The following is a 25869-nucleotide window of genomic DNA, read 5'->3' as shown; positions in this document are numbered from 1 at the left end:
TAGCACGCCGTGAGTTTTCAAGTTTCTGAGGCGTTGGTCATGATCCCTTCGTTATTTGATGCAGTGACAGCTGTTGTGAGTAAAGCATTGGCAGATTCAAGGACCGCAATCCGGGCCGCTAATTTTCAAGGAGATCAGATGTACGAGCAAAATATCGAACTGCTGCGCGAAGAATCCCTGCGTTTGCTTGAAGTGGAAATCGATCTGTTGCAACGAATGAAGGATGCAGACGGCGTAGTGGTCGATGAGCACAGTCATGAGCACCAGACGTTTACCCAGGCCAGCATCCAGAAAGATCTGCAAATGCTCCGGGGCGAAGCAGACAAGCTTCAGCGCCTGGAAATGGTGCTGGCCGTTGTCGGCACGATGAAGGCAGGTAAATCGACGACGATTAACGCCATTGTCGGCACTGAGGTGCTGCCAAATCGAAATCGTCCGATGACCGCTCTACCGACGCTCATTCGTCATACCCCCGGCCAGATCGAACCTGTTTTGCGTCTGGAAAACATCGGCCCGATCAACAGTGTCGTAGCTGAGTTGCATGAGTTGCTGCGTGACCCCGCCGGGCAGCAATTGCCCTACGAACTGATTGACGACAAGGATATGCAGTCCCTGCTGCGGCTAATTGACGAAAATCAGCGGTTTGACAACTGCTATCAGGGTCCTGAGGCCATTTTTTGGTTTCTCAGAAGCTTGAATGATCTAGTGCGCGTAGCGCTCGAGTTGGGCGTGGACTTCCCATTTGATAGCTATGACGAAATTCACGAAATCCCCGCTATTGAAGTCGAGTTTTCCCATTTGGCCGCAATGCCAGAAGGTTTGGGCCGTTTGACCTTGCTCGACACGCCCGGCCCGAATGAAGCCGGCCAGCAGCATCTTCGCAAAATGCTGGGCGAGCAACTGAAAAACGCCTCGGCTGTTTTAGCCGTTCTGGACTTCACTCAACTCAAGTCAGATGCTGACCAGCATGTGCGCCAGGAACTGGAGCGAATCGCAGATGTAGCTCAAGGGCGGATGTTTGCGCTCGTCAACAAGTTCGATGAGAAAGATCGCAACAGTGATGATGAGGCGCAGACCAAACGCCTTGTTGCTGATTCATTGATGGAGGGTCGACTACAGCATTCTCAGGTATTCCCCGTATCGTCAAAATTCGGCGATCTTGCCAACCGTGCACGACGCGAGTTGGCACTCAATGGCTGCTTGCCGACGATTGTCGGCGAGCAGAACGCCTGGGTGGAGGACTTCGGTAAAGCAGCGTTCGGCATGCTTTGGACGAGCATGGTGACAAATCCGGAGGCCGTGAAAACAGCGGCCAACGCACTCTGGAATGCCTCGTTGTTCGCGGCTCCTCTGGATCAGATCATTCGTAAAGCCCACGCCGGCGCTGCGACACTTGCCGTGGCTTCTGCTGCCGCCAAGCTCGCTGACATCGCGGCCAGATTGAACAACTTTCTCTCTGTTCGAGATGCTGCGCTGGGAAAGGGCGTAGAAGAATTGAGCGAGCAGATCAATTCTTTGCGCAATGACATCGACCGTATCACCGGTCTGGAAGCCAAGACGCGAAAGGATGCCGAACGCGCCTTGCAAGCTATTGATGGAAAAATGAATAAGGTCTTTTCTGAAATTCGTGCCGCCATCAGCGCTCAGATTCAAGAGGGATTCAAAGCGGGCAAGGAAACCGAAGAGCAACAACCTCAGGAGCGCAAAAGAGAGTCTCTGACCGGACTGCTCTCGATGCTGACGGGTGCGGGTAGCCAACGGAGGCTGGAGAGACGACGTACGACTTACGGCTATGAGTTTAATGAAGACACGCCTGTCATCAAACTCAGCAATCGGGAAAAAGCTCAAGAGATTACGCAGGGTATCGAGAATGGAGTCCGGGAGATAATCACGCTCAATGAAAGGCGTTTAGTCGCAGAGACTGAGCTCATTTTGCGAGATTTTCATGTTTTGTTCGAGCAAGGCATTTCAACTCAGGCCAGTGAGATTATCAGCCAACTCAACCAGCGTTTGAACCGCAGCGGCTTTTCCATTGCAATCAAACTACCACCCATGCCAGCGCTTTCAATGCGACCTTCCAGTGGAGAAGTGTTGGGTGAGGTCATCGAAAACAAGCAGCGCAGTGTGCGTCGGCGGCGTCGAGCCGGTGGGTTGTGGGGGGGCATTTGCAGCTTCTTCGAGACAGATGACTGGGGTTGGGAAACCTATTCGTCGAGAGAGGAATATTTTGAAATCGACGTGAATAAGGTGAAGGCCTCTATCGAAAAGTCTGTCGCCGATGTGTTCGCTGGTTTGGCGAGTGCCACGGTCGAGACCATCGCCAAGCCACTGGAGGCCAGTGTTGACAACTTCTTTGATGAACTCAGGCTCACCGTCGAGTCCATCCGCAGCGACCTGAATCAAAGTATTCGCGACAAACAGTCCGATCAAGGGCAGCAGCAAAGACTGGGTGAACTGCTGGCAGGCTTCAAACGCCATGTGCCTGGTATTCAAAAGGACAGTGATGCGCTCAAACGTGACATCCCTTCCGCGGGCGTTGAGGTGGCGGCATGAGTGAGCAGACCCCGATTTCACCCGGCTCGGATATCTGCCAGACACTGACGTGTCTGCCCGAAAAATTCGTGGTGGATTTTGCCAACGGCATTGATGTCGCGCGGGAACGCCAACGTTACATGGCCAAGCGGGATGGGTTTTTCACTCGCCTTTTCGACGGCTTTACCGGTCAGGGTGATCGCAATCAGGCTGAGATCAACGCAAGCCTTACTGATGGCGTGGAAGGTGCGTTGAACTGGTTGAAGGATTTGAGCGAGTCGTTGGCCAAAAGCAATCATGCGATTGTTCAAGTCAACACCCGGGTCAACGCCCTCAAACATGATGTCGCCACCCTCGTCGATTTTTCCATAGAGAGCCGCCAGGCTATTAATTCGCTTTCGCAACGTCTGGACGAGCGTTGTGATGAGCTGGATCGCAATGTCGCAAGGATTGACCGGTTACAGCAGGCACACCTGCATCTGGACGATGTCTTCGGCAAGTGGGGAGCAGGGCGGTTCAATATGTTCACGCTGTCCGGGCGCTGCTATGCAGCACTTGAAGAACTGCGGTGGGGGGCGTTTGGCGACTATTGCCAGACAGTGTCCGGGCACGAACGACAGAAACAGCTTGAGCGTCTGGCCAATCAGGCAATCATTCAGATGAACAAGGATGCAGGAATTAGTCAGGGCGAGCGTATAGCGACTCGCGACCGGTGGCTGGCTCGTCCTGTTGGAAGTGTTGTTTCTGCTGACGGCGAAGATGCTATTCGCTATCTGGGGGACTGGACGGACCCATATTTCACACCTTTCGCATTTGCGGCCTCGCAGACCCCGGAAGAGTTGCCTGTGCATTTGCCAAGGATCATTGCAGCGCCAAGGGTGACAGAAGCCATGATCAGTGAGCTGTTTCTGGAGGCTTTATGATGACTGCTCCCTTGAAAGTCGGGTTGGTACTTTCCGGTGGTGGGGCCAAAGGGGCCTATCAGGTCGGTGTGCTCAGAGCCTTGCGCGAACTCGGCACCCGCATTGATGCAGTTTCAGGCGCCAGCATTGGCGCTCTCAACGGCGGCGTTCTGGCTTCTTCTCCATCGCTGGATGTTGCTATCGAGCGCCTTGAGGCTGTCTGGGAAAGATTGGCCAATGACTCCCCGTTGAGCATGAAGGCGCCTGGATATCTGGCGCTGTTGGCTGCGGCGGGCCTGCGGATTCAGGGGGCAGGGGCTGTGCTCGGGCTTGTTCACGCCGTGAAGAAAATAGCGGGCGCCTTTGAGTTCGAGTTGCCGAGCTGGCTTGATGGGCTCGACGAAGGCTTGCTGGACGACCAACCGTTGAAGCAACTGATGGATGAGTTTCTCGACAGCAAGCAGCTAGCGACAGGGATCCCACTCTATGTCTCGTTGTATCGCAGCAACGGCGGTCTGCAGGACTTGGCGTCAGCATTCATGGCTGAGCTGGGGCTGAGCAATACACCGGATTCGGAATTCGTGCATATACAGTCGCTCGAGGAAGACCGGCGCAAACAGGTGTTGCTGGCTTCTGCTGCGATCCCGCTATTGTTTGCCTCCCGCAAACACGGTGAAAAACGTTACTCGGACGGCGGCCAAGGTGGCTGGCAGACGATGCAGGGTAATACGCCAATCACCCCATTGCTGGAAGCTGGATGCAATCTGGTAATCGTCACTCACTTGAGTGATGGATCGCCATGGAGCCGTCAACGATTTCCGGATGCAACCATTTTGGAAATTCGTCCCCAACAAAGCCTTAACCGAGCTACGGGCCTCATGAGTGGCGCTCAGGACTTGCTCGGTTTTGATGTCGACAAGATCCCCACCTGGATCGAGCAAGGTTATCAGGACACGCTGCATTGTGTTGGACGGGTCATGAAGGCTCAGCAAAGCCGCGACGAATTGCGTGTCGCGCAAGCCGCTCTTGCAGGCATCGCAAGTGAGTCCGCAAGTGCCGACGCAACACTGGCCGATGCGATGGCACGATTATCCAGGCAGCCCTGACAAGGAGTCAGAAGTGGCAAATGTAAAAATTGAATGGGATTGGCTGCATTGGAATTGTGGTCAGACGTGGGGAACTGATGTCTGGCCGGAATTGCAACGCAGAGGGGTAAAACAGCAAGACCTTGAACGATGCGTCTATGTGATCAGGCTCAACGGTCTGTTCGCCATCCAGTACCCGCTAGGCGTTTCTCCCACGGTCTATATCGGCGAAGGAAACTTTGAACAACGTATCACTCAGCACAAAAACTGGCTGATGGAACTCGCGGATTTGCAAGGCGAGTATGAGTTTCTCATCGGCTATTGTTTCCCTCGCGCGCGGAACGCCTCGAAAGTTTATTCCGATTTCGAGGCGATGCTGATCCACGAATTTCGAGACATTTACGGCGCGGCTCCGCTGCGCAACAGGCAAATGGAATTTCAGAAATCAAACCACGTGTTTGAGCCAATGAATGAAATCCGCAGCGCGATCATGATTGGTCAAGGCATGCGTTTTCATTGGGCGGTGCAGCCGATGAAAAGCTCGCCTATGTATGATGTTTACCAGCGGACTATTCTGGAAGAGTTGAGGGTTTGACCCTGTCTTTAGCGGGGTAAAGCGAGAAGTCGTTGGTTAAATAAAATTTCAAGTCATTTGTTGTTGGCTAATTTGTTAGGGGATTTCCATGGATTTAGCTCCAGCTACAACCAAAACATCTATCGTGCTGCTGGGTGTTGCAATAATTGCGTTCGGCATAATTGTTTTAATGCAGGTGCTCACCGGATATCCGCCGTTCAAGGATCAATATTTTTTTCAGCTATTTGGAATCGAGGGACGAAACTGGTTTGTGGGCGGGAGAGAGGCTGTCCACTTTTTTGGATTTATTGGTTGTGTCTTATTCGGATGGTCCTATGTTTACTCGATGACATTCAAGGGGATGCTGAAGGTTCATTTTTTTATTCTCCCCGTTTTGCTGATGTTTTTGCTCGCATTAACAAAGTTTGTTGAACTGAATATTCCCTACTATTTTTTTGCAATCTTTGCTCTGATAGGTGCAGTCATATCTGTTTTAATGACAGTCTGGATGAACAGTTCCAAGCGCAGCGTTAAATACCCAAAGATGATCATTGTTCCGACGCTAGTTTGTCTCTCAATCTCTTGGATATGTGAGTTTTTTTGGGAGCCAACCATTCGCGCTTGTGGATGGCAACAAAGTGAGGGCATCACCTGGGCGCTACTGGTAGGGGAGAATAGCCCTTGTGTCTGGACACACCTTCGATTCCAGTGGGCTCAGATCATCATCGATTTTGCTGCGATCGTTATAGGCTTGGTGATTGCGCTTATTATTTATAAGTGTCTGGCGCATCAAAAGCGATGACGCCATCTGATTGGAGTTCGCGATATATGTGCTGTGCAGAGGGCAGAGGGCAGAGGGCGCGGCTACGATGATGAAGAGTATAAACCGTGGTGTCGCCTGTGTTTCTAAAACCTCTTGCCAGTCATGTAGATGAGCCGATTCAAGCCACTACCGGCATAAGGATCTCAGCGACTGCGGATCGAATGACACATTGGCCATACTTCGAGTGTCAGCGACTAATTGCCATTGCCCAGCAGTGCCGTCGATTTCGCGCAGGGCCCATTGCCCGGGGCCGGACCAAGACAGTTCTATGTACGGCCCTTCAAGCACTTCGTTTGCGATTAACATGTCTACTTCGTCGGCAGGTCCCGGGAGCATGCCACCGACAGCAATGGGCACGCGCTGACGCAAAAGGCTGTTGAGCATGCTCAGCAACTCGACACGTGATGTGTAATGCACTCTGTGCTCCCCGACTTCGGTGTGGGCAAACACCAGGCTTCCGGTATCGGCGTCCACGGAACTGATCAGCGTGAGATGCGTCGGTGGCCGGCCTGAGCCTTTTGAATACCTCAAGCCTGATCCATCGCCGCCGCCACGCCCTGATCCTCCCCCAGAAACCCACCACTCTGATGCTGCCAGAGCCGCGCATAAATGCCGTTCCTGCTCAGCAATTCAGCGTGCGTCCCTTGCTCGATAATCCTTCCGTCGTCCATGACAATCAGTCGATCCATCGCCGCAATCGTCGACAAGCGATGGGCAATAGCTATGACGGTCTTACCCTGCATCATTTCATCGAGGCTTTCCTGAATGGCGACTTCGACTTCCGAGTCCAGCGCACTGGTGGCTTCGTCGAGCAGCAGGATCGGCGCGTTCTTCAGCATCACCCGGGCGATGGCGATACGTTGGCGCTGGCCGCCCGAAAGCTTGATGCCGCGTTCGCCGACCAGCGTGTCGTAACCGCTGTGGCCTTGCTTGTCGCTGAGTTGGCTGATGAAACCGTCGGCCTGCGCGTTGGCGGCGGCGCGGCGGATATCTTCGTCGCTGGCGTCGGGGCGGCCGTAGGCGATGTTGTCGCGAATCGAGCGGTGCAGCAGCGACGTGTCCTGGGTGACCATGCCGATCGCGCTGCGCAGACTGTCTTGGCTCACCTTCGCGATGTTCTGGCCGTCGATGCGAATCTCGCCGCTGTCGACATCATAGAAGCGCAGCAGCAGATTGATCAGCGTCGATTTTCCCGCACCGGAGCGGCCGACCAAGCCGATTTTCTCGCCAGCGCGGATGCTCAGGCTCAAATTGTCGAGGACCTGACGTTCGCCGTTGTAGTTGAAATTGACCTTGTCGAACGTCACTGCACCGCCCGCCGGCACCAGCACGCTGGCGTTCGGTGCGTCCTGCACTTTGGGGCCGCGGGTGAGGGTGGCCATGCCGTCCTGCACGGTGCCAATGTTTTCGAACAGCGACGTCATCTGCCACATGATCCAGTGCGACATGCCGTTGATGCGCAGCGCCATGGCGGTAATCGCCGCCACCGCACCGGTGCCGACCTGACCCAGATGCCAGAGCCACAGCGCGTAGCCGCCGGCACCCAGAATCAGCCCGACCACCAGCGCCTGATTGACGATTTCGAACTGGCTGACCAGACGCATCTGGCGAAAACCGGTGAGCTTGAAATCCTCCATCGCCGCGCGGGCGAAGTGTGCTTCACGTTTGGAGTGCGAGAACAGTTTCACCGTGGTGATGTTGGTGTAGGCGTCGGCAATGCGCCCGGTCATCGATGATCGCGCATCGGCCTGTTCCTGGCCGACCTTCCCCAAGCGCGGCACAAAATAAACCATGGCCAGCCCGAATAACGCGAGCCAGGCAATGAACGGCAGCATCAGTTTCAAGGCAAAACCGCCAGCGAGGGCGATGATCGCAATGAAGTAAACGCCGATGCCCGGTGCGATTTCGATCAGGGTGAACAAGACTTCGCGCACCGCCAATGCGGTCTGCATGACCTTGGTCGTGACCCGCCCGGAAAATTCATCGGAGAAGAACGAAAGGCTTTGCCGCAGCATCAGCCGATGAAAGTCCCAGCGCAGCCGCAACGGTAAGTTGATCGCCAGGATCTGGTGCTGAACCATCGTGCGCAACGCCACCAGCCCAATGCTGATGAACAACACGATGCCGATGCCCCAGAGCACGCGACTTTCTTGCGCGTTGACGCCGCCACCGGCCTGCCACGTCGAGAGCAGATCGACGACCTGGCCGAGAAAGGAAAACAGCCAGGCTTCGTAGATCGACACGCCAGCACTGAGCAGCGCCAGCGCGAGGATATAACCGCGTGCGCCGCGCGTGCAGGCCCACAGGAACCGCATCAGGCCGACGGGCGGAGGCGGTGCTTCGTCGGGAGGAAATGGGTCGAGCCGTTGTTCAAACACGCGCAGCATTGTGGTCTCCGAAATGATCAGGGTCTGGGGGATTCTGCCATTGAATGGCGGCTTTGAGGGTTTGCACGTCAATGGCTTGTCCCCATTGGGCGCTGGATTCCCGAGTATCGCCCGGGATTCCGGGTGCATGCCGGTCAGCTAAGCTGACAGCTCAGACGCCTTGAGCAACGCAAGATGCAGCGAATACACCGGGTTTCCTGTTGGGAGTCGATGGGCAAAGAAAATGTTTAATTTCTTTTTGACGTTTCTGTTCGTGCTCATTCCCACGGCGTCGCTGTCACTCGACAGTTACCTTCGTTACCGGGTGGCCAAGAGCAAACCGGTGAGCAAGGCGTGGAGGGCTTGCAATCATGTTCTTTCAATCATGCTGATCATGCAGTTGCTTGGTTTGGCGCTGTACTTCTTTTACATCGCTTGAATCTGGCGGGTTTCGATAGAGGGATCGATGTGGTGAGTTTCGCTTGCGCACTGTTGGTGATAGGCCTGGGGCTGATTTTGTATGTGTCAGATATGTTCGGCTATTCAAAGTCCGTTAAGGCAGAGCGGTCTCGGCTGATGTCCGCTCAGATGCTTACAAGGGAGCAGAGAGACAAGCGCCGGTATTATCAGTGGGCAGGCGCCGCGAGAGTTGTGGGTTGGATTGCGATAGCCGTGGGGCTTTTGCTTTTGATCTTCCGGTAACGCGGAATAGTGTGGGACAGCGTTTCAGCATCTGGCCGGGCTGCCAGTTTTCAACCTCGCGGCGCGCCAGCCTCAACGCGCGCCAAAATCCACTTTCGACTGTACGCCAGCACGCCCTCGGCGATGGCTGTGGGAAAGTGGATAAACCCGTGAGGCGAGGAGGGCAGCATGTACATTTCGACCGAGGCCGCTTGCGCCCAGCGCTTGGCGATCTCGAGAGTGTCATCGCGCAGCGGATCGAGTTCACCGGCAAACAGCAACGCGGGCGGGAAGCCGCTGAAATCGCCGTACAGCGGAGACAGTGGTGACTGGCGGCGCTGCTCGTCAGTCAACTCGGGCGTAAGCAGACGTAGCGCCTCGACCATGCCCGGGCCGTCCAGCACCAGCGTGTCTGCGGGGGCGGTGCGTACGCTGGGCGTGCCGGTCAGGTCGTAGACGCCGTAATACAGCAGTGCGCCGCTGATTCTTTGCAGCAGATCGGGCCATTGTTTCAGCGCCAGCAAGGTTGCCGCCGCCAGATGACCACCCGCCGATTCACCGACTACCACGACGGGCAGGCCGGCGAACTCAGCCTCTTGTAACAGCCAACGAGTGGCGTTGAGGCAATCCTCTAGCAGTCCTTCGATGGGCGTGGACACGGCCAGTCGATAATCCACCGAAACCACGGTCACCTGGCAGCTGTCGACGATGGCCGCGTTGAAGTTGTCGTCCATCTGCGCATTGCCGATCACCCAGCCGCCACCGTGAAAATCCAGCACCACGCCTTTCGCCGGGCCTTTGGGGCGAATGATCCGCACCGGCACGTTATCAATCAGCTTGCGCTCAGCCGTCAGACCAAACTTGCGCAACACGCCGGAACCGCCGATCTGGCTGACGCGCAACAGCGCCTGAATCACACGCGGCGTCAGGCGATTGCGGATCTTGAAACGTGGCAGCCAGGCCAGCTTCCTGTTGAAGGCGCGCACCTCATCCAACTCGCGTTCGCCCTGCGGCCACGGTGTTGCAGTACCCCAATTGGCATTGTTCATCAGCGGTTCTTGATCAGGATGGAAAAATTCAACGCCGCCGCCACACACAGCCACGCCAGATACGGAAACAGGATCAAGCCAGTGATCAGGTCCAGTTGTATTGCCAGCACCACCATCGCCGCGACCACCAGCCACAACACGGTGAGAATCACCATCGCCGCCAGCACCTGATGCGCACCGAAGAACACCGGCGTCCACAGCGTGTTCAACGCAATCTGCGCCGCCCATAGCGCCAGCACGGTCTGGCTACCGGGAATCAGGCTCAAGCGGTAACCGGCCCAGGCCAGCAGCAGATAGATAATCGTCCAGGCCACGGGGAACGCCCAATTGGGCGGGGTGAAACCGGGTTTGTTCAGTCCTTCGTACCACGGCCCCGGTTTGAACATCACGCCGGTGGTTGCCGCTGCTGCGCAGGCCAGAAGAAAAATGAAGAAGGTCATCGCCTGTCCTTGGCTGAAATCAGCCGGTTGGGGGTTTAAGAAAGGGACGCCTCGGCAAGGAAAAAGTTTGCCATGAAATCCGGATTGGCCAGAGAGGCGATTCAATTTGAACTAAAAACTGACCACTGCGTCAGGATAATCAGTGCCTTTTCCAACTGACGCGGATGACATCATGTACACCTATCACATCGAATATCGATTCAACGGCGAGCCGCGGACTTTTCTGCTTGAACTCAAGGAACAGCAGTTGTCCGAGCACGAAGCCGCGATGCATCTGCTGGAACTGCACTTGGGCGACGCGGAAAACGGCCTGATGATGCCCACTGCAGACTCAACACCCGAGCAGATCCTCGAACAGGCCGAGCGGGTAGGGATTACGGACATCAAGGTCGTCAGCCAGACCAACTGAAGGGTGAGGCAAACGTTGGCAACGGTGGGGATCCATTGCATGCTGCGCGCACACTTCACTGTACGCCCGGAGGACACGCCTTGCCGACCCTGAGCCGCGCTGATCTTGCTTACGTTCTACAAATCCTCGAGCAAGACACGATTCACGACTTGAGCCTTATTTCTCAGGCCGTGCAGATGAATCCTCGCGACCTGTTGAATCAAGTCGCGATTGCCATGGCCGATCAGTTCCTTAGCGGTGCACGCGACTTTCACGCATGCGACGAGGTGATGAATCTGTTGTTCGGCGATATCGTGAACCTCGGCATGGATGCCGAAATGCCCGAGCCGGCTTTTTCCATCTACCTCGCGTTTGATTCTGGAGAGCATTGGCACACCGGTGATAACAAGGAGGTCGTACCGTGGGAAAAATGGACGCGACCTGAGCTCGTGCAGATTCTTGGTCAGCTGACGGGTGGCTTGTCCGGAGGTCGTCGATAGTTACACGCTTTCTAGCGCTGGATGGTCGACAAGCACGTTTGCCCGGTCTTGATAGAACCGCAAAAACTCATCCGCCGGCATCGCTTTGCCAAACAGCCAGCCCTGACCAAAATGCACGCCGTGATCGCGCAGGTAATCGCGCTGGGCTTCGGTCTCGATGCCTTCGGCGACTATCTGCAGGCGCAGGCTCTTGGCCATTTCGATGATGTGGCCGGTCACGGTGCCGGTCGCGGCATCCTGATCGATATTGTCGACAAACGACTTGTCGATCTTCAGCACGTCCAGCGGCAGTTGCTGCAAATGCTGCAGGCTGGAAAACCCGGTGCCGAAATCATCGATAGCCGCCAGATAACCCAGCTCGCGGGCATGGTTGACCGTGGCCCGCGCGGCGTCGATCTCGACGAATCCGCGCTCGGTGGCCTCCAGCCAGATTTGATGCTGCTGCACGTTGGCCCGGTCCAGCGCGGCCTCCAGTTTCGCCAGAAAGCGCCCGCTGCTGACGTCCTTCGCCGCCAGATTGATCGCCACGTGCAAGCTGCGCTCCTTGACCAGCAACGGGCCGAGGTCACGCATCACATTGTCGATGACTTGATCGGTGATCGGCAGAATCAAACCGCTGTGCTCGGCCAGCGGAATAAACGCATCGGGGCACACCCGCGAGCCATCCGGATGCTGCCAGCGCACCAGTGCCTCCGCACCGACGCAGGCTCCGTCGCTGAGGCGGATGATCGGTTGATAGTGAACAACGAACTCACGATTGCGCACCGCCATTTGCAGTTCCGCCAGCGGCGACAGACGTTGCCGGGTGCGGCGCACGATCAGCAACACCAGCACCCCAGCGAGCAAACCACCGATGGGCAATAGCAGTAACTCCCGGCGGATCAAGCCTTGCATCAGCTCATGGCGCGACAGCGCGGCGATGACGACCCAGTCGCCGCTGTGCACGAGGGTGTAGAGATAGCCGTCGGCAAGGCCCGAATGCGGGCCGGAATGCACGCGAGCAAGAAAGTGTTCTGCGCCCGGACGCGAGGCACTGATCAATTGCCCGGATGCGGTGCCGACCGCCAGGTGCAGATCCTCGTCAAGCATCACCTGCAAAAACTGCTCGGGATCGACCAGCACGTTGAACGCCGCGTACTGCAGCGCCATCATCGGCTTGGCCGCAACGATGCGCGACTGCACACCGAGCGACACACGCACGCCATCCGCGGTGGTGAAGTCTTCACGCCACGGCGCCGCATGCTGCCCGACCAGGCCCCATGACCCGCAGGCGTAAATCTCTTCTTCGACATAGCCGATCGACTTCACCGAGAGGATGTTGATGGTCAGCAGACGCATCTCGTCGATGCTTTCCGGCGTGCACGGAGCGAGCCGGGAACCGGCGATGGATTTCAGCGCGCCGGCCGCTTCACTGAAGGTGCCATGGGCACGACTGGAGGCGACGGAAGCGAGGGCTTCCAGACGTTGTTGAGCCGCTGCCAGATTCAACATCCAGGCGACGTAACCCATCAAAATGACCGGAAGCAAGACACACGGAAGGCCCAGGAGAATGCTCCCCCAGACAATGCGTTTTTTGTTCATGGCGCCACCTTGGCCTCAAGGCCTGTGACGTGCGCACAGCACGGCTGTTTCCCAGCCCATTCAGAATACCGCCGGTGTGTGGGGCAAATATTGCTGTAGATCAACCGCCGGCTCGCCTTGCGCGAGCATTCCATACACCGCAAAACTTTGTGGGAGCTGGCTTGCCAGCGATGGCGTCGGCACGTCCAACATCCTCATAGCCAGACCTACCGCTTTCGCGGGCAAGCCATGCTCCCACAGGTATTGGGTGACGCCCGAAATCTTCAATCATCCAAGCAGACAGGTCTAAATTGCTCCCTGGATTAGCGCCTGGTACGGACCAATCGCGCACCCCACGGCCCGATCACGCAGCCATTTCCATTCAAAGCAAAACTGTCATATTCAGTATCACTTGCCTACCCATAGTGACCAGCCCAACGCTTAAACAATGAGGCTGCACTGTGTTTCAACGTCTACTGTGTTCGCTGTCCGTACTGAGCCTGTCCATTGCCGCCGCCCATGCTGCCGAGTCCGTGCCGCTGGACACGCCGCGCCTGCAAGGCATCGACAACTTCCGTGATATCGCCGGCATCACCACCGCGTACACCACGGCCCACGACGGCACGATGCGCAGCGGCGTGTTCTACCGCTCCAACGCGCTGACGCCGACGACCAGCGATCTGGCGACCCTCAACAGTCTCGGCATCAAAGCCATCTACGACCTGCGCACCCCCAGCGAAATCGCCGCCACCCCGGACACGCTGATCAGTGGTGCGACCTACCAGAACATCGACATCATCGGCAGCACCACCTCCGGCTCGAATATCACCAACATTTCCTTCAACAGCGCCGCCGACGCGATCGCCATGATGGAACAGACTAACCGCGCCTTCGTCAGCGATGCCGGCATGCGCGGCCAGTTCGGCGTGCTGTTCAATGAACTGGCCAGTGTCGATGCCGCGCAACTGTTTCACTGCACCGCCGGCAAGGATCGCACCGGCTGGACCGCTGCCGTTTTGCAGAGCATTGCCGGCGTCGACGACGCCACCATCATGGCCAACTACCTGGCGACCAACGACTACACCGCCGCCCGCGTCGCCGCCACGCTGAAGGCGCTACCGCCAAGCATGGCCGCGATCTACGAGCCACTGCTCGGCGTCCAGGCTAGCTACTTGCAGGCCGGACTCGACGAAGTCACCGCCGAATACGGCAGCATGGACAACTACCTCAAACAAGGCCTCGGCCTGTCGCAAGAAACCATTTACGTCCTGCGCGGCGAACTGGTCGAATACAACAGCCTGCCGGGTCAGGCCGGGCTGATCGGCAACGCCGCTGCCGGCGCCGAATTGCTCCGCGAGTTGCAAAACACCAGTCTGTCCGGCACCTACAGCGCCTACAACTATTACCTGCAATCGGCCATCGACGCTGGCACCCTCGGCGGTGTTGAATCCCAGGTCGGCGGCCAGGTACACGCCGACGCCGCCAGCTACTTGCTGCGCCAAAACGGGATGATCGAACAAGTCGCCGCACCGTTCGCCAGCGGCACTGATCTCAAGGTCGGCCAATACCGCCTCTGGACCACCGCGCTCGCCGGCTACCTCGGCACCGACGGCTCGTCCCACGCCGAGAGCAGCAACGAACACAGCCAAGGCCTGATGGTCGGCGTCACCCAACGCTTCAGCGAACAACTCAGCGCACGCGGCGGCTTCGGCTACAGCAAAGGCACGGTCGGCGGCGCCGGTGGCGAAGCTGACACCGACTTCACCTTCCTCAATGTCGGCGCCCGCTACGGTTTCACCAGCCTCGAACAAGGCCTGTTCCTAGACGCCAACGCCAGCGTCGGCTACGTCGACTACGACAGCAAACGCGATCTCGGCGGCGGCCTCGGCACCGCGAAAGGCAACAGCCACGGCAACCTCACCGGCGCCACTGTCGCCCTCGGTTACCGCGCCCCGGTCAACGGCATGACTTTCGAACCAAGCCTGGGTTTGCGCATCAGCCACCTAGACCTCAACGGCTTCAAAGAGAAGGGCAGCGAACTCTCACTCGATGTCGACGACAACAGCGCCACCCGCCGCAGTGCCGTCGCCAATCTCAACGTCGCCTTTGCGCCGGTGACGATGGGCGCATGGCAACTGGTGCCGGGCGTACAAGTGGGTTACGAACGCACACTGGGCGACAACCAGGTCGACAGCCAAAGCCACTTGCTCGGCCTCGACATCGAACAACGCGCCGCCTTCGACAACCGCGACCAATTCAGCGGCGGCGTCAACGTCATGGCCAGCCTCGGCGCCCTCAGCCTGGGCGCAGAAGTCGGCGCCAACGGCGGCGGCGACAGCCACGGCTTCAACGGCGGCCTCAAAGCCAGCTACGCCTTCTAAACAGAAGCGGGGTCAAGGAAGACCCCACTCCAACCAACACCACAGGTTCTATGGGTTGCTATCAATCTAAATCACACCACAAACCCCTGTGGGAGCTGGCTTGCCAGCGATAGGGCCAGCCCAGCCAACATCTCCATCGACTGACCCACCGCCATCGCTGGCAAGCCAGCTCCCACAGGTTTTGTGGATTGCCAACAATCTCAGGCACACCAAAAATCCTTGTGAGAGCTGGCTTGCCAGCGATTGGGCTAACACAGCCAACCTCTTCATTGCCTGACCCACCGCCATCGCTGGCAAGCAGCTCCCACAGGTTTTGTGGAGTGCCAACAATCTCAGGCACACCAAAAACCCTTGTGAGAGCTGGCTTGCCAGCGATTTGGCCAGCACAGCCAACCTCTTCATTGCCTGACCCACCGCCATCGCTGGCAAGCAGCTCCCACAGGTTTTGTGGATTGCCAACAATCTCAGGCACACCAAAAATCCTTGTGAGAACTGGCTTGCCAGCGATTTGGCCAGCACAGCCAACCTCTTCATTGCCTGACCCACCGCCATCGCTGGCAAGCAGCTCCCAAAGATTGTGGAATGCCAACAATCTCAATCACACCGCTGACCCCTGTGGGAGCTGGCTTGCCAGCGATTTGGCCAGCCCAGCCAACATCTCCATTGCCTGACCCACTGCAATCGCTGGCAAGCCAGCCACAGGTTTTGTGGATTGCCAACAATCTCAATCACAACACAGACCCCTGTGGGAGCTAGCCTGCTAGCGATAGCGCCTTCCCAGCCACCATCACCACAACAGACTCACACCCTCAATCCCGCCCGCGCAAATCCGCAGGACTCACCCCATAAGCCCCCTGAAAATACCGACAAAACCGCCCCACATTACTAAACCCAAATCGCAACGCCACCTCAGTCACCGACCCCGAACCCCGCCGCTTCAAAACCTCATAAGCCCGCTCCAGCCGCACCTGCCGCTGATACGCCACAATCGACATCCCGACAAACCGCCGAAACCCCTCCTGCAATGCGCGCTGACTGACATGGCTCAACCGCGCCAGATCCACACCGCTCACCAACTGCTCAGGATGCGCCTGAATAAACTCCACCGCCAACTTCACATGGCGCGGCGCAACCATCGCCGTCGGCCGCCGCAACGCCTCGGAAAAGTTATGCGGCCAAGCCTCTAGCACCGCATCAACCAACATCTCGCGCAACCGCGACGGCATCAACGTCCCGCTGTTGAGCAACAGATCAAACTCCGTCCCCGTCGCCAGATCAATCAACGCCTTGATCCCCTGAAACGCTGCCGTCTCAAGATCCACGCTCGGTTCAAAAACGATCTTCTGCAGAATCGGTTTATCCAACAGCGCCGATAGCCGCTCGGTGAGCTGATGGCGATTGATCGACATCCCGTGATGCGCGTGATCATCCAGAAAGCGCATCGAACGGATATCCGCCTTATCAATCGCCAGCCCAACGTGCGACACCCCGATAGACTCGGTGGCATGGTTGAAAACGATCTTGCCGGCAGTGGGAATGACGAACGTGATCTCGTCCTGTGGATCGGGGAAAGCGACGGTGAAATCACCGTGATAACGCATCCGCCGAAAACTCACGCCATCGTGCCGCCCGTAGACCCCGCCAATAATGATGTTCGACGGCAGCGGCGGGTTGTCGGCATAACGATTGCCAAACAATCGGGAAAACAGTGCACCGAAGTCGTCCGAACGGAGGTTGTCGGAACGCAGGATAATTTGCTGGCGAACAGGAGTTGGAAACACCTTGGCGGCACCTTCGGTTGGGGGCTCTAGGACAGGGGTGAAGGGTAGGGCGCCGAGGAGGTTAGCAGAGGAAATATGACCGGTTTGTGACAGTCGGAAATATGTCGTTACAGCGCCGCACCACGTTTAAGCAAAGGACACTCGGCAGCCAATCGCCGACATGGCAACCTGCTCGCCACTGTACTCAGCAAGCAAACACAGGCACCGCGCCAAACCCCCAGCCCCTGTTTGCCCAGCCCTGAAAGCCAAAAATCATCGGAGCGGCAATGCAAGCCAACACGCAAACACTCCCCATCACCCTGACCCCGGAACTCGACTTCGACCAAAACGCCGCCAGCGCTTTCGGCGAATCGCTGACCCGCGAATACACCCAAGCCACACCATTCCCGCACATCGTCATCGACAACTTCCTGCAAGCAGACGTCATCTCCAGCATCCGCGAACACTTCCCGGTCGAACCAACCAACAACGAACAGACCTACGAGCGCGGCTACAAAGGCCAACTCAAACGCCAGATCAGCCCCAACGCCTGCAGCCCGTATCTGAAGAACGTGTTCAACACCTTCAACTCCGCACCCATGCTGGAATTCCTCGAAAAACTCACCGGCATTCAAGGGCTAATCCCCGACCCTTATTTCGCCGGCGGCGGCTTACACGAAACCAAAACCGGCGGCTTCCTCGGCGTGCACTCGGATTTTCGGCTGAACAAAAAGCTCAACGTAGAGCGGCGGTTGAACGTGATCATTTACCTGACCGAGGACTGGCAGGAGGCGTACGGCGGCAACCTGGAGCTTTGGGATGTGGGGATGAAGAAATGTCTGAAGAAAGTGCTACCGGTTTATAACCGGTGTGTGATTTTTAATACGGACAAGGATAGTAACCATGGGCATCCGGAGCCGTTGACTACGCCGGAACACATCACTCGGCGGTCGATTGCGCTTTATTACTACACGGCGAGTGGGGTGGGCGGGGAGCCGGGGCAGAGGAATAAAACGCACTATAAGCCGCGGCCGAAGGATCGGTGGAGTTTGAGGTACTACATGAATAAGTTGTTTAGAACGAAAGCGTGAGGAGGCTGCGTAATCAGGGAAGCAGCCGTTTTTTGGACTGGGTGGTAGCAGCTGGTGGTGGTTCAGCTTTCGGCCAATTGCTGCCATTCACGAAAGGCTGCTCTCGGCCAATAGCTGCCATTCATAATGAGCAGTAAACCTCCCATTGCAGCCGGTCGCGCCCGACGCAGTCGATCAAAATCATCTGCTCATTCACGGTTGTGAGGGGGCGGAAAAAATCCAGACGCCTTGAAGGTCGATGTCTCAGTCCCTGTAGAGTAACGCTTCAACTACAACGCCAAACGCTGATGAGTGTTCGCGACGATTGGGGTAGTAGAGATGGTAACCGGCAAAGGGTTGACACCAATCTTCCAACACCCGCACAAGGCTACCGTCCGCAAGTTCCTTCGCCACCATGTCCTCTGGCAGGAAAGCCAAGCCACATCCCGCCACGGCCGCACGCAGAATTGGCACGCTGCTGTTGAATGTCCATTGGCCCTCGACGCGGGCCTTGAGCTCGTGGCCATCCTTTTCGAAATCCCATTGCATCAGGCTGCCGTGAGTCGGTAGGCGCAGGTTAATGCAGTTGTGCGCCGCCAGATCTCCCGGTTCCATCGGGTAAGGCCGATGCTGGAAATACTGCGGCGAGCCGACAACGGCGATGCGCAACGATGGCCCAATCGGTACGGCAATCATGTCCTTGGCTACCTGTTCGCCCAGGCGCACCCCCGCGTCATACCGCTGCGCGACGATGTCGGAAAGGGCGTAATCGACGGTGATTTCGACCCTGATGTCCGGGTAGTCGGGCAGCACCTTCAGCAGCTTCGGCCAGAGAATATTGTTCGCCGCATGCTCGGACGCCTGAATCCGCACATTGCCGGCGGGGGTGTCGCGAAACTCGCTGACGGCGGCCAGTTCCAGTTCGATCTCATCGAACCTCGGTGCCATCGATTGATACAACCGCTGACCCGCCTCGGTCGGCGAGACGCTGCGTGTGGTGCGCGTCAGCAGGCGCACACCCAAGCGGCTTTCCAGTGCGCGCATGGTGTGGCTCAGCGCCGACTGCGAGACGCCGAGTTGTGCGGCAGCACGGGTAAAGCTGCCTTCGCGGGTGATGACCACGAAGGCTTGCAGGTCGTTGAGATTGGCGCGGGACATTGATGAGAACCTCTCATGAGGGGGCGCGTGATTATTCCATGAAAGCAGGTCGCACACAGATGCGCGACCCCCAGAGAGTTGATTACAAGGTACGGGCGTAGAACGTGGTCAGTTTGCCAATCGCGGCATCGACATAACGCGGCACCCAGTAGGTTTCAATGTGGGTGGCGCCATCGAGGATGAACACTTCCTTGTCGGTGGTGCCGGTGGCTTTGGGGAACGCATCCTGGGTCATGTACAGGCTGTCGGCCTTGCTGCCGGCGATCATCAGCAACGGTTGATTGATCAATTCGATATGGTCGGTGGCGTCGAAACGCATCAGGTCAATAAGGCTGCTGGTGGTGTATTTGAAGGTCGAGTTCGGGTGCGCGTGGGTTTTCCAGTAGTACTCATAGCCTTGGCGATACAGTTCGAAAGGCAGTTTGGCAATCTGCTCGTCGGTGAGGTTGGCATCCCCCGAATACAGCACCGCGCCCCCCGCTGCTTCTTGCGCGCGGGCAGCTGATGCCTGCTGCAAACGTTGCTGGATGCTGTCCATTTGCGAGTCGTTGTAGCCGTTGCGGCGTACTCGACCCGAGTTGAACATGCTCACCGTCGCCAGGGATTTGAAGCGTTTGTCGGTTTGCGCCGCCGCCAACGAATAACCACCGCCGCCACAAATGCCGAGCAGGCCCAGACGATTGTCATCCACGCCAGCGAACTGGCTGATGAAATCGGCCATGCCGTGAATGTCTTCGATGCGATACGCCGGTTTATCGATGCTGCGCGGCTGGCCACCGCTGGCGCCCTGATAGGCCGCATCGGCCGTGATGGTGATGTAGCCCTGTTCGGCGAGCCGCTGGGCATAGAGACCGGCGACTTGCTCTTTTACGCCGCCATTGGGATGCGCAACCACCACGGTCGGGTAGTTCTTCTTCGCGTCGTAGTTGGCAGGAGTGTAGACATTGGCGGCGATGTCCAGCCCGTTGAGCTTATAGCTGACCGGGTGGATGTTGACCTTGCCCGGCTCGTTCTTGCTGATCGCGCCGTCATAGGCGAGTGTGAACGGGTTCTTCTTGTAGTCAGCGGCTAACGCTTCGCCCGCCGAGAGACCGACCAATGCCGACATGAGCGTGGCTTTGAGAGTGTTTTTCACGTGAAGCTCCTGAGCAAAAAAAGGGCGGCAGTAGCAAAAGTATTTGGGTCAGTCCAGCTGTTTTTCTTTGAGGAACTGCGCGACCAGATCAGCGATCTGCACGTTGTTCAGATCCGACATGGGGAAATGGGTATTGCCGTGAATGCCAATCTCCGGCAGGTGTATCAGTCGCACATCACCGCCATGGCGATTGACCGCGTCACGCCAGAGCCGGGCCATTTTCAGGCGTGCGCGCCAACTGTCCTGAGCGGGCAGATCGACTGTCTGTTCCGGAATGTTGTCTCCGTACAGGATCAGGATCGGAATGCGCGTCAGTGCCATGAATTGCTCCATCGGCACCGCTGCGCCTTGCACCGTGTCGAACGCGCTGGGAATCGGCGCCGGCACTTCACCGTCAGCAAACACGAAACTGCTGCCCGGTTCGAACGCCACGATGGCTTTGACCTTGTCGTTCTTGATCGCCGTCAACCAGCCCGGCCCGCCACCCTGAGAATGCGTAAACAGGATGCCGGGGCCGATTTTGTCGAACAGCGCCGACACACCATCGGAGACCACGCCCATGTCAAACGGCCCGGTGTTCGGCGTCATTGCCCTGAAAAACTGCTCGCGGGTCTGGGCGTCCTGTGCCACTTGCACGCCGTTGAAGTAGCGGGGCCAAAGGCCGATGCGGAACTGGTTGAACCACAGTTGTTCGTCCGGCACAGGCTTGATGGTGGTCTCGACCATGCTGCGCCCGGCATCACCACGCCGGGGCTGATCGATCAGATAGACGCCGTAGTGGCGGCGCAGAAAGATGTTCTGAAAACCCTCGCGACCATCGGCGGTGGTTTCCCAGGTCTTGGAAAACTGACCCGCGCCGTGCCACATGACGATGGGCAGTTTTCGCGCGTCCGCCGGGATTTGATAGAAGGCGTAGACGTGGTCACCGTGGTAGGTCTGGCCGTTGGGTGTCATCGGTTGGCGCGGGTTGAAGGTGCCCGGTGCCGTGGTCATCGTTCCGCCGGCGGCGAAGCTGCCTTGTTTCTGGATCAGCAGCGGGCCTTCGGAGTGGTTCGCGCAGGCCGCCAACAGGCTCAGCAGCGTGACGCTCAGTAAATGCTTTGCAGATTTCATGTCATTTCCCCGCTGTTGCGAGCGCTTGGGTCAGCGCTGCGCTTGCCCGCTTGGCAGTCTGTGTATCGCCATGCTTTTCAAGCAGCTCGGTGACCTGGCGCAACTGTGCCGCACTTAGCCCGACGCGCAGGCTCGCCGCCATGTGCGAACGCAGTTGCGATTCCACGCCCGGGGACGCTGCCAGCGCCCCGACTGTCGCCAGTTCGCGGCTTTGCCAGTCGAGGTTGTCGCGCTCGAAAATGTCGCCGAACAGATGGGTTTGCAGGAACCGGTTGATCACCGGAGCGAACTCGAACACCGGGCCTTTGACCGGGGCGCCGGAGATTTTCGTTTGATTCGCCGTACCCGCTGCCAATAGCTCATCCCCGACCGGAGTCGCCCGGCTCGGCTCACGTCCCGGCGCATCGTCAAGGCCGCGTTGTTTGCGCGCCTGCACCACGGTCATCAATTCATTCAAGGCGTTGAGGCTGCGGGGGAAGCCGACGTAGGCGTAGAGCTGCACGAGAACTTCACGGGTTTCGCTAATGGTCAGGCCGGCATCAAGCCCTTGGTTGAGCGCCGTGTTGAGGTTGGGCATGTCGCTGGTCGCCATGAACGCCGCGATCAGTGGAATGGCTTGTTGCTGGCTCGACAAGCTGGCTGCGCTGGCGGGTGTGCTGGTCATGGTGGGCGAAGCCTCGGCTGCTTGAGTGGTGACGCTGAACATCGCCCCGACGCCAAGGCAGAGCGCCATGAGTGTGGGGAGTGCAGTGCTGTTGCGGGTGTCAGTGATCATCGTGAAGGGCTCCATCCATTGCGGGGCGCTGCGGTGTCGCTGAATCGTACGGAGGTTGGTTATGGCGATTAACCCTGATATTGCGCATGGGTTCCTGAGCAGAACTCATGAATCGACGGAGCAGTCATCGCAGAAATCCAGACGCAACCCCGCAGATTCGGGGCTTAGACGTCGACTAGTCGATTGCCCCCAACGTGCCGGGAGCGCAACTTCGACACATTCCGTAACTTCATTTACCGGCGTATTGCGCATCCGAGACCTGTTCCCCCCAAGTGACGGTCTTGCCGTCCTCGGCTTCAGCGATGGCGATGTGGGTCATGCCGTTGCTGGCCGTGGCGCCATGCCAGTGACGGGTGTTCGGTGGAATCCAGACACTGTCGCCCGGACGGATCTCCTGACGCGCGCCACCCTCTTGCTGCACATAGCCGACGCCGGCAGTGACGATCAGCGTTTGCCCCAGCGGATGGGTGTGCCACGCCGTGCGTGCGCCCGGCTCGAAGGTCACTGTGCCGCCGCCGATGCGCGCCGGCGGTTCACCTTTGAACAGGCCATCAACGCGCACCGTGCCGGTAAAGTTTTGCGCCGCGCCCTTGACCGAGGGCTGCGCGCCGTTTGGCGTGATGCGGATTTCGCCGGCGGCCTGGGACTCTGCCGCCATCAGTGACAAAGCAACGAGTGGCGCAATCAATCGGTTCATCGGATTGGTTCTCCGGTCAGACAAGAAAAGCGGCGCCGCCCGTGGCGCCGCGTTGGGCAGACTCAGAGTCCGGTCATTTTCAGTGCCGATTCCGGCAGGCGTTCACCGTGCACCTGAATCTGCGCGATCTGCTCGTTGATCACGCGCAGATCGTCGCCGGTCAATTGCAGTTCGACCGCGCCCAGATTCTCTTGCAGTCGATGGGGTTTGGTCGTGCCAGGGATCGGCACAATCCACGGTTTTTGTGCGAGCAACCAGGCTAGCGCGACTTGCGCAGGTGTCGCGTGCTTACGCTCAGCGACGACTTTCACCACATCGACCAGCGCCAGGTTGGCCTTGCGCGCTTCGGGGGAAAAACGCGGGACGAAGTTGCGGAAGTCGCTGGCGTCGAACTGCGTGTGCTCATCGATCTGACCGGTGAGAAAACCGGCGCCCAGCGGGCTGAACGGTACGAAGCCGATCCCCAGTTCTTCCAGCACCGCCAGCAGCTCCAGTTCCGGGCCGCGCCAGAACAGCGAGTATTCGCTCTGTACCGCCGTGACCGGTTGTACCGCGTGGGCCCGGCGGATGGTTTCCACACCTGCCTCAGACAGGCCGAAATGCTTGACCTTGCCCTCGGCGATCAATTCCTTGATGGTGCCGGCGACGTCTTCAATGGGCACCTGCGGATCAACGCGGTGCTGATAAAACAGGTCGATGTGATCGGTACGCAAGCGCTTCAACGACGCCTCGGCGACGGCGCGGATACGCTCCGGCCGGCTATTGGTGCCGCCGCCTCGTGCGCCGGTGATCGGGTCGATATCGAAGCCGAACTTGGTGGCGATGACGACCTGCTCGCGGATCGGCTGCAAGGCCTCGCCCAGCAGCTCTTCATTGGCGAACGGGCCATACGCTTCGGCGGTGTCGAACAAGGTGACGCCTTGCTCGTGGGCCGAACGAATCAGCTTGATCATGCTGGCTTGGTCGGCTGCCGGCCCGTAGGCCGACGTCATGCTCATGCAGCCAAGGCCCAATGCAGACACTTCCAGGCCATTGCCCAACGTGCGGTTTTTCATTATGTCACTCCGTACAGAATTCGATTAATGCGTGAGAGGGTGATCGTTCAGCCAGCCGTTCACGCGTTCCATGGTCTTGCGCTCCTGCTCACCCTCCATCACAAATCCTTCCAGCACTTTGGCCTTCGGCGCGTGCTTGACCAGCACACTGCGGCTGTTGCCCAAGCCGTAACCGCCGTGGGTGTTGAAGGGGATGAGGGTCTTGCCGGTCAGGTCGTGGGCGCTGAGGAATGCGCGCACGATCGGCGGCGCGGTTTCACCCCAGATCGGAAAACCGAGATAGATCGTGTCGTAGTCGCTGAGGGCATGAACCTTGTTCTGCAGCTCGGGCTCGAAGCCACTGTCACGCTCCTGGCGGGCCTGCTCCACGGTTTGCAGATAGTCCTCGGGGTAAGCGTGGGCCGGACAAATCTCGAACAGATCGGCACCCAGTCCACGCTGGATCAGCCCGGCAACCACACGGGTATTGCCCGAGCGCGAAAAATACGCGACCAGAATGCGCGAGCCAGAACGCGGTGTTTCACCGGCACTCTGCGTGTCGGCAAGCGACAGCAGTGGCGCGCTGGCCAATGCGGCGATCACCGTGCGCCGCAGCGGATCGTGATCGTTACTCATCGGCCGACACGCGCCTTGAGGGATTCGGGGTAGCGCTCGCCTTCGATGCGGACTTGCGCCAGCGCGGTATCAATCGCTTTGAGTTCGGCCGCATCGAGCGTGATCTCCGCGCCGCCGAGGTTTTCTTCCAGGCGATGCAGTTTGGTCGTGCCCGGAATCGGCACAATCCACGGTGCCTGCGCGAGCAGCCAGGCCAGCGCGATCTGCGCCGGTGTCGCTTGTTTCTGCGCGGCTATCTGACGGACCAACACCACCAGCGCCTGATTGGCCTGGAGCGCCGATTGGCTGAAACGCGGGACGATGCTGCGGAAATCGTCGCTGCCGTAAGTGGTCTCAGCCGTCACCGTGCCAGTGAGAAACCCCTTCCCCAGCGGACTGAAGGGCACGAAGCCAATGCCCAGCTCCCAAAGCGTCGGCAGGATTTCCTGCTCGGGATCGCGCCACCACAGTGAGTACTCGCTTTGCAGCGCCGTGATCGGCTGCACCGCATGCGCACGGCGAATGGTCTGCGCACCGGCCTCCGACAGGCCGAAGTGCTTGACCTTGCCTTCGCCAATCAAGTCCTTCACTACGCCGGCGACGTCTTCGATCGGCACGTTCGGATCGACGCGGTGCTGGTAGAGCAAGTCGATGTAGTCGGTCTTCAAACGACGCAACGAGCCCTCGACGGCTATTCGAATACGTTCGGGGCGGCTGTCCAGAGTCTGCTTTGTATTGTCGGCGCCGACGGCGAAGCCGAATTTTGTGGCGATCACGACCTGGTCGCGAACTGGCGCCAGCGCCTCGCCGACTACTTGCTCATTGATATAGGGGCCGTAGAATTCGGCGGTATCAAAGAACGTGACGCCTCGCTCAACGGCTGAGCGGATCAGTGCGATGGCTTGTTCGGTGTCCGTGGCCGGGCCATAACCATGGCTCAGACCCATGCAGCCGAGGCCGAGGGCGGATACTTCGAGTGAACTGTTGCCGAGTGTGCGTTTGTGCATGTTGATCTCCCGTTGGGCATGGGAAGAACAGTAAGCGCGCTAACGACTGAGGACTAGACGGGTAAATCGGCAAAGCTTGATGAGGTTTGCTCATCAGTCCCGGAAAAGGGGACGTGGCGACTGCCGAATGAAAGCCTGGGTCACGGTAGGCCATCACCGCTCGCACACAAAAAATCTGACACTCTCTTGACCGTCCGCTTTTGGCCGATTGCTGCCCGTGAATG

At 58.2% G+C, this 25869-nt stretch carries 23 protein-coding genes; 10 read left to right on the top strand and 13 right to left on the bottom strand.

Going from position 1 to position 25869, the window contains the following annotated elements; translation table 11 throughout:
- The first annotated feature begins 138 nt into the window (after positions 1-138).
- From ACM6JQ_RS09195 to ACM6JQ_RS09175, 5 genes are all read left to right on the top strand, one after another.
- Positions 139-2553 (top strand): dynamin family protein, encoded by a 2415-nt coding sequence (locus tag ACM6JQ_RS09195; protein ID WP_414893610.1) that lies wholly within the window; start codon positions 139-141, stop codon positions 2551-2553.
- The gene (locus tag ACM6JQ_RS09190; RefSeq protein ID WP_414893609.1) at positions 2550-3455 is read left to right on the top strand and encodes a diguanylate cyclase regulator RdcB family protein; all 906 of its coding nucleotides are present in this window, start codon (positions 2550-2552) and stop codon (positions 3453-3455) included. Before ACM6JQ_RS09195 ends, ACM6JQ_RS09190 begins: the two co-directional genes overlap by 4 nt.
- Positions 3455-4540, top strand: coding sequence for a patatin-like phospholipase family protein (locus ACM6JQ_RS09185; RefSeq protein WP_238539563.1), 1086 nt, complete (start codon positions 3455-3457; stop codon positions 4538-4540). The genes ACM6JQ_RS09190 and ACM6JQ_RS09185 overlap by 1 nt, the downstream gene beginning before the upstream one ends.
- A gap of 13 nt (positions 4541-4553) precedes the next feature.
- Positions 4554-5114, top strand: coding sequence for a hypothetical protein (locus tag ACM6JQ_RS09180; RefSeq protein WP_007916191.1), 561 nt, complete (start codon positions 4554-4556; stop codon positions 5112-5114).
- Between the two features lie 88 nt (positions 5115-5202).
- A complete protein-coding gene (locus tag ACM6JQ_RS09175) occupies positions 5203-5895 on the top strand; it encodes a hypothetical protein (RefSeq protein WP_095111952.1) in 693 nt (230 codons plus the stop codon).
- A 548-nt stretch (positions 5896-6443) separates the two neighbouring features.
- On the opposite strand, the gene ACM6JQ_RS09170 is transcribed toward ACM6JQ_RS09175, so the two are convergent.
- Positions 6444-8303 carry an ABC transporter ATP-binding protein gene (locus ACM6JQ_RS09170; protein WP_414893608.1) on the bottom strand — a complete coding sequence of 620 codons (1860 nt, stop codon included), beginning with the start codon at positions 8301-8303 and terminating at the stop codon, positions 6444-6446.
- Positions 8304-8526: 223 nt separating this feature from the next.
- On the opposite strand from ACM6JQ_RS09170, the gene ACM6JQ_RS09165 reads away from it, so the two are divergent.
- Entirely contained in the window at positions 8527-8721 is a 195-nt protein-coding gene (locus ACM6JQ_RS09165; RefSeq protein WP_007916204.1) for a hypothetical protein, read from the top strand.
- Between the two features lie 313 nt (positions 8722-9034).
- On the opposite strand, the gene ACM6JQ_RS09160 is transcribed toward ACM6JQ_RS09165, so the two are convergent.
- Positions 9035-10012: an alpha/beta hydrolase gene (locus tag ACM6JQ_RS09160; RefSeq protein WP_414893607.1), complete on the bottom strand. Its 978-nt coding sequence runs from the start codon at positions 10010-10012 to the stop codon at positions 9035-9037.
- The gene (gene tspO / locus ACM6JQ_RS09155) at positions 10012-10452 is read right to left on the bottom strand and encodes a tryptophan-rich sensory protein TspO (RefSeq protein WP_007916213.1); all 441 of its coding nucleotides are present in this window, start codon (positions 10450-10452) and stop codon (positions 10012-10014) included. The genes ACM6JQ_RS09160 and tspO overlap by 1 nt, the downstream gene beginning before the upstream one ends.
- Positions 10453-10594: 142 nt before the next feature.
- Between tspO and ACM6JQ_RS09150 the strand changes: the two genes are divergently transcribed.
- Together ACM6JQ_RS09150 and ACM6JQ_RS09145 are read left to right on the top strand one after the other, a co-directional pair.
- Positions 10595-10861, top strand: coding sequence for a hypothetical protein (locus tag ACM6JQ_RS09150; RefSeq protein WP_095111957.1), 267 nt, complete (start codon positions 10595-10597; stop codon positions 10859-10861).
- A gap of 80 nt (positions 10862-10941) precedes the next feature.
- The gene (locus tag ACM6JQ_RS09145; RefSeq protein WP_095111958.1) at positions 10942-11340 is read left to right on the top strand and encodes a hypothetical protein; all 399 of its coding nucleotides are present in this window, start codon (positions 10942-10944) and stop codon (positions 11338-11340) included.
- Here ACM6JQ_RS09145 and ACM6JQ_RS09140 read toward each other — a convergent pair whose 3' ends face one another.
- On the bottom strand, positions 11341-12849 hold the full coding sequence (locus tag ACM6JQ_RS09140) for an EAL domain-containing protein (protein WP_414893606.1): 1509 nt from the start codon (positions 12847-12849) through the stop codon (positions 11341-11343).
- A 512-nt stretch (positions 12850-13361) separates the two neighbouring features.
- Between ACM6JQ_RS09140 and ACM6JQ_RS09135 the strand changes: the two genes are divergently transcribed.
- The gene (locus ACM6JQ_RS09135; RefSeq protein ID WP_414893605.1) at positions 13362-15281 is read left to right on the top strand and encodes a tyrosine-protein phosphatase; all 1920 of its coding nucleotides are present in this window, start codon (positions 13362-13364) and stop codon (positions 15279-15281) included.
- Between the two features lie 809 nt (positions 15282-16090).
- Here the strand turns inward: ACM6JQ_RS09135 and ACM6JQ_RS09130 are convergent.
- A complete protein-coding gene (locus ACM6JQ_RS09130; protein WP_414893604.1) occupies positions 16091-17062 on the bottom strand; it encodes an AraC family transcriptional regulator in 972 nt (323 codons plus the stop codon).
- A 266-nt stretch (positions 17063-17328) separates the two neighbouring features.
- On the opposite strand from ACM6JQ_RS09130, the gene ACM6JQ_RS09125 reads away from it, so the two are divergent.
- A complete protein-coding gene (locus ACM6JQ_RS09125; protein ID WP_414893603.1) occupies positions 17329-18132 on the top strand; it encodes a 2OG-Fe(II) oxygenase in 804 nt (267 codons plus the stop codon).
- A gap of 243 nt (positions 18133-18375) precedes the next feature.
- Here ACM6JQ_RS09125 and ACM6JQ_RS09120 read toward each other — a convergent pair whose 3' ends face one another.
- From ACM6JQ_RS09120 to ACM6JQ_RS09085, 8 genes are all read right to left on the bottom strand, one after another.
- The gene (locus tag ACM6JQ_RS09120; RefSeq protein ID WP_007913030.1) at positions 18376-19269 is read right to left on the bottom strand and encodes a LysR family transcriptional regulator; all 894 of its coding nucleotides are present in this window, start codon (positions 19267-19269) and stop codon (positions 18376-18378) included.
- 82 nt (positions 19270-19351) lie between these two features.
- Complete coding sequence (locus tag ACM6JQ_RS09115; RefSeq protein WP_007913032.1) at positions 19352-20404, bottom strand: alpha/beta hydrolase; 1053 nt, start codon at positions 20402-20404, stop codon at positions 19352-19354.
- A gap of 48 nt (positions 20405-20452) precedes the next feature.
- Positions 20453-21397, bottom strand: a complete 945-nt coding sequence (locus ACM6JQ_RS09110) for an alpha/beta hydrolase (RefSeq protein ID WP_177321049.1) — start codon at positions 21395-21397, stop codon at positions 20453-20455.
- Between the two features lie 121 nt (positions 21398-21518).
- Complete coding sequence (locus ACM6JQ_RS09105) at positions 21519-22292, bottom strand: carboxymuconolactone decarboxylase family protein (protein ID WP_007913034.1); 774 nt, start codon at positions 22290-22292, stop codon at positions 21519-21521.
- Positions 22293-22521: 229 nt separating this feature from the next.
- Complete coding sequence (locus ACM6JQ_RS09100) at positions 22522-22989, bottom strand: cupin domain-containing protein (RefSeq protein WP_007913035.1); 468 nt, start codon at positions 22987-22989, stop codon at positions 22522-22524.
- 62 nt (positions 22990-23051) lie between these two features.
- A complete protein-coding gene (locus tag ACM6JQ_RS09095) occupies positions 23052-24044 on the bottom strand; it encodes an aldo/keto reductase (protein WP_007913036.1) in 993 nt (330 codons plus the stop codon).
- Between the two features lie 24 nt (positions 24045-24068).
- Positions 24069-24659, bottom strand: a complete 591-nt coding sequence (locus ACM6JQ_RS09090; protein WP_007913038.1) for a flavodoxin — start codon at positions 24657-24659, stop codon at positions 24069-24071.
- Positions 24656-25645 carry an aldo/keto reductase gene (locus tag ACM6JQ_RS09085; RefSeq protein WP_007913039.1) on the bottom strand — a complete coding sequence of 330 codons (990 nt, stop codon included), beginning with the start codon at positions 25643-25645 and terminating at the stop codon, positions 24656-24658. Before ACM6JQ_RS09085 ends, ACM6JQ_RS09090 begins: the two co-directional genes overlap by 4 nt.
- Positions 25646-25869: the final 224 nt, after the last annotated feature.

Source organism: Pseudomonas sp. IT-232MI5 (assembly GCF_949767845.1).
In the GTDB taxonomy this organism is placed as follows: Bacteria; Pseudomonadota; Gammaproteobacteria; order Pseudomonadales; family Pseudomonadaceae; genus Aquipseudomonas.
The sequence above is the reverse complement of the archived record's forward strand: the minus strand, read 5'-3'. Positions and strand labels throughout refer to the sequence as shown.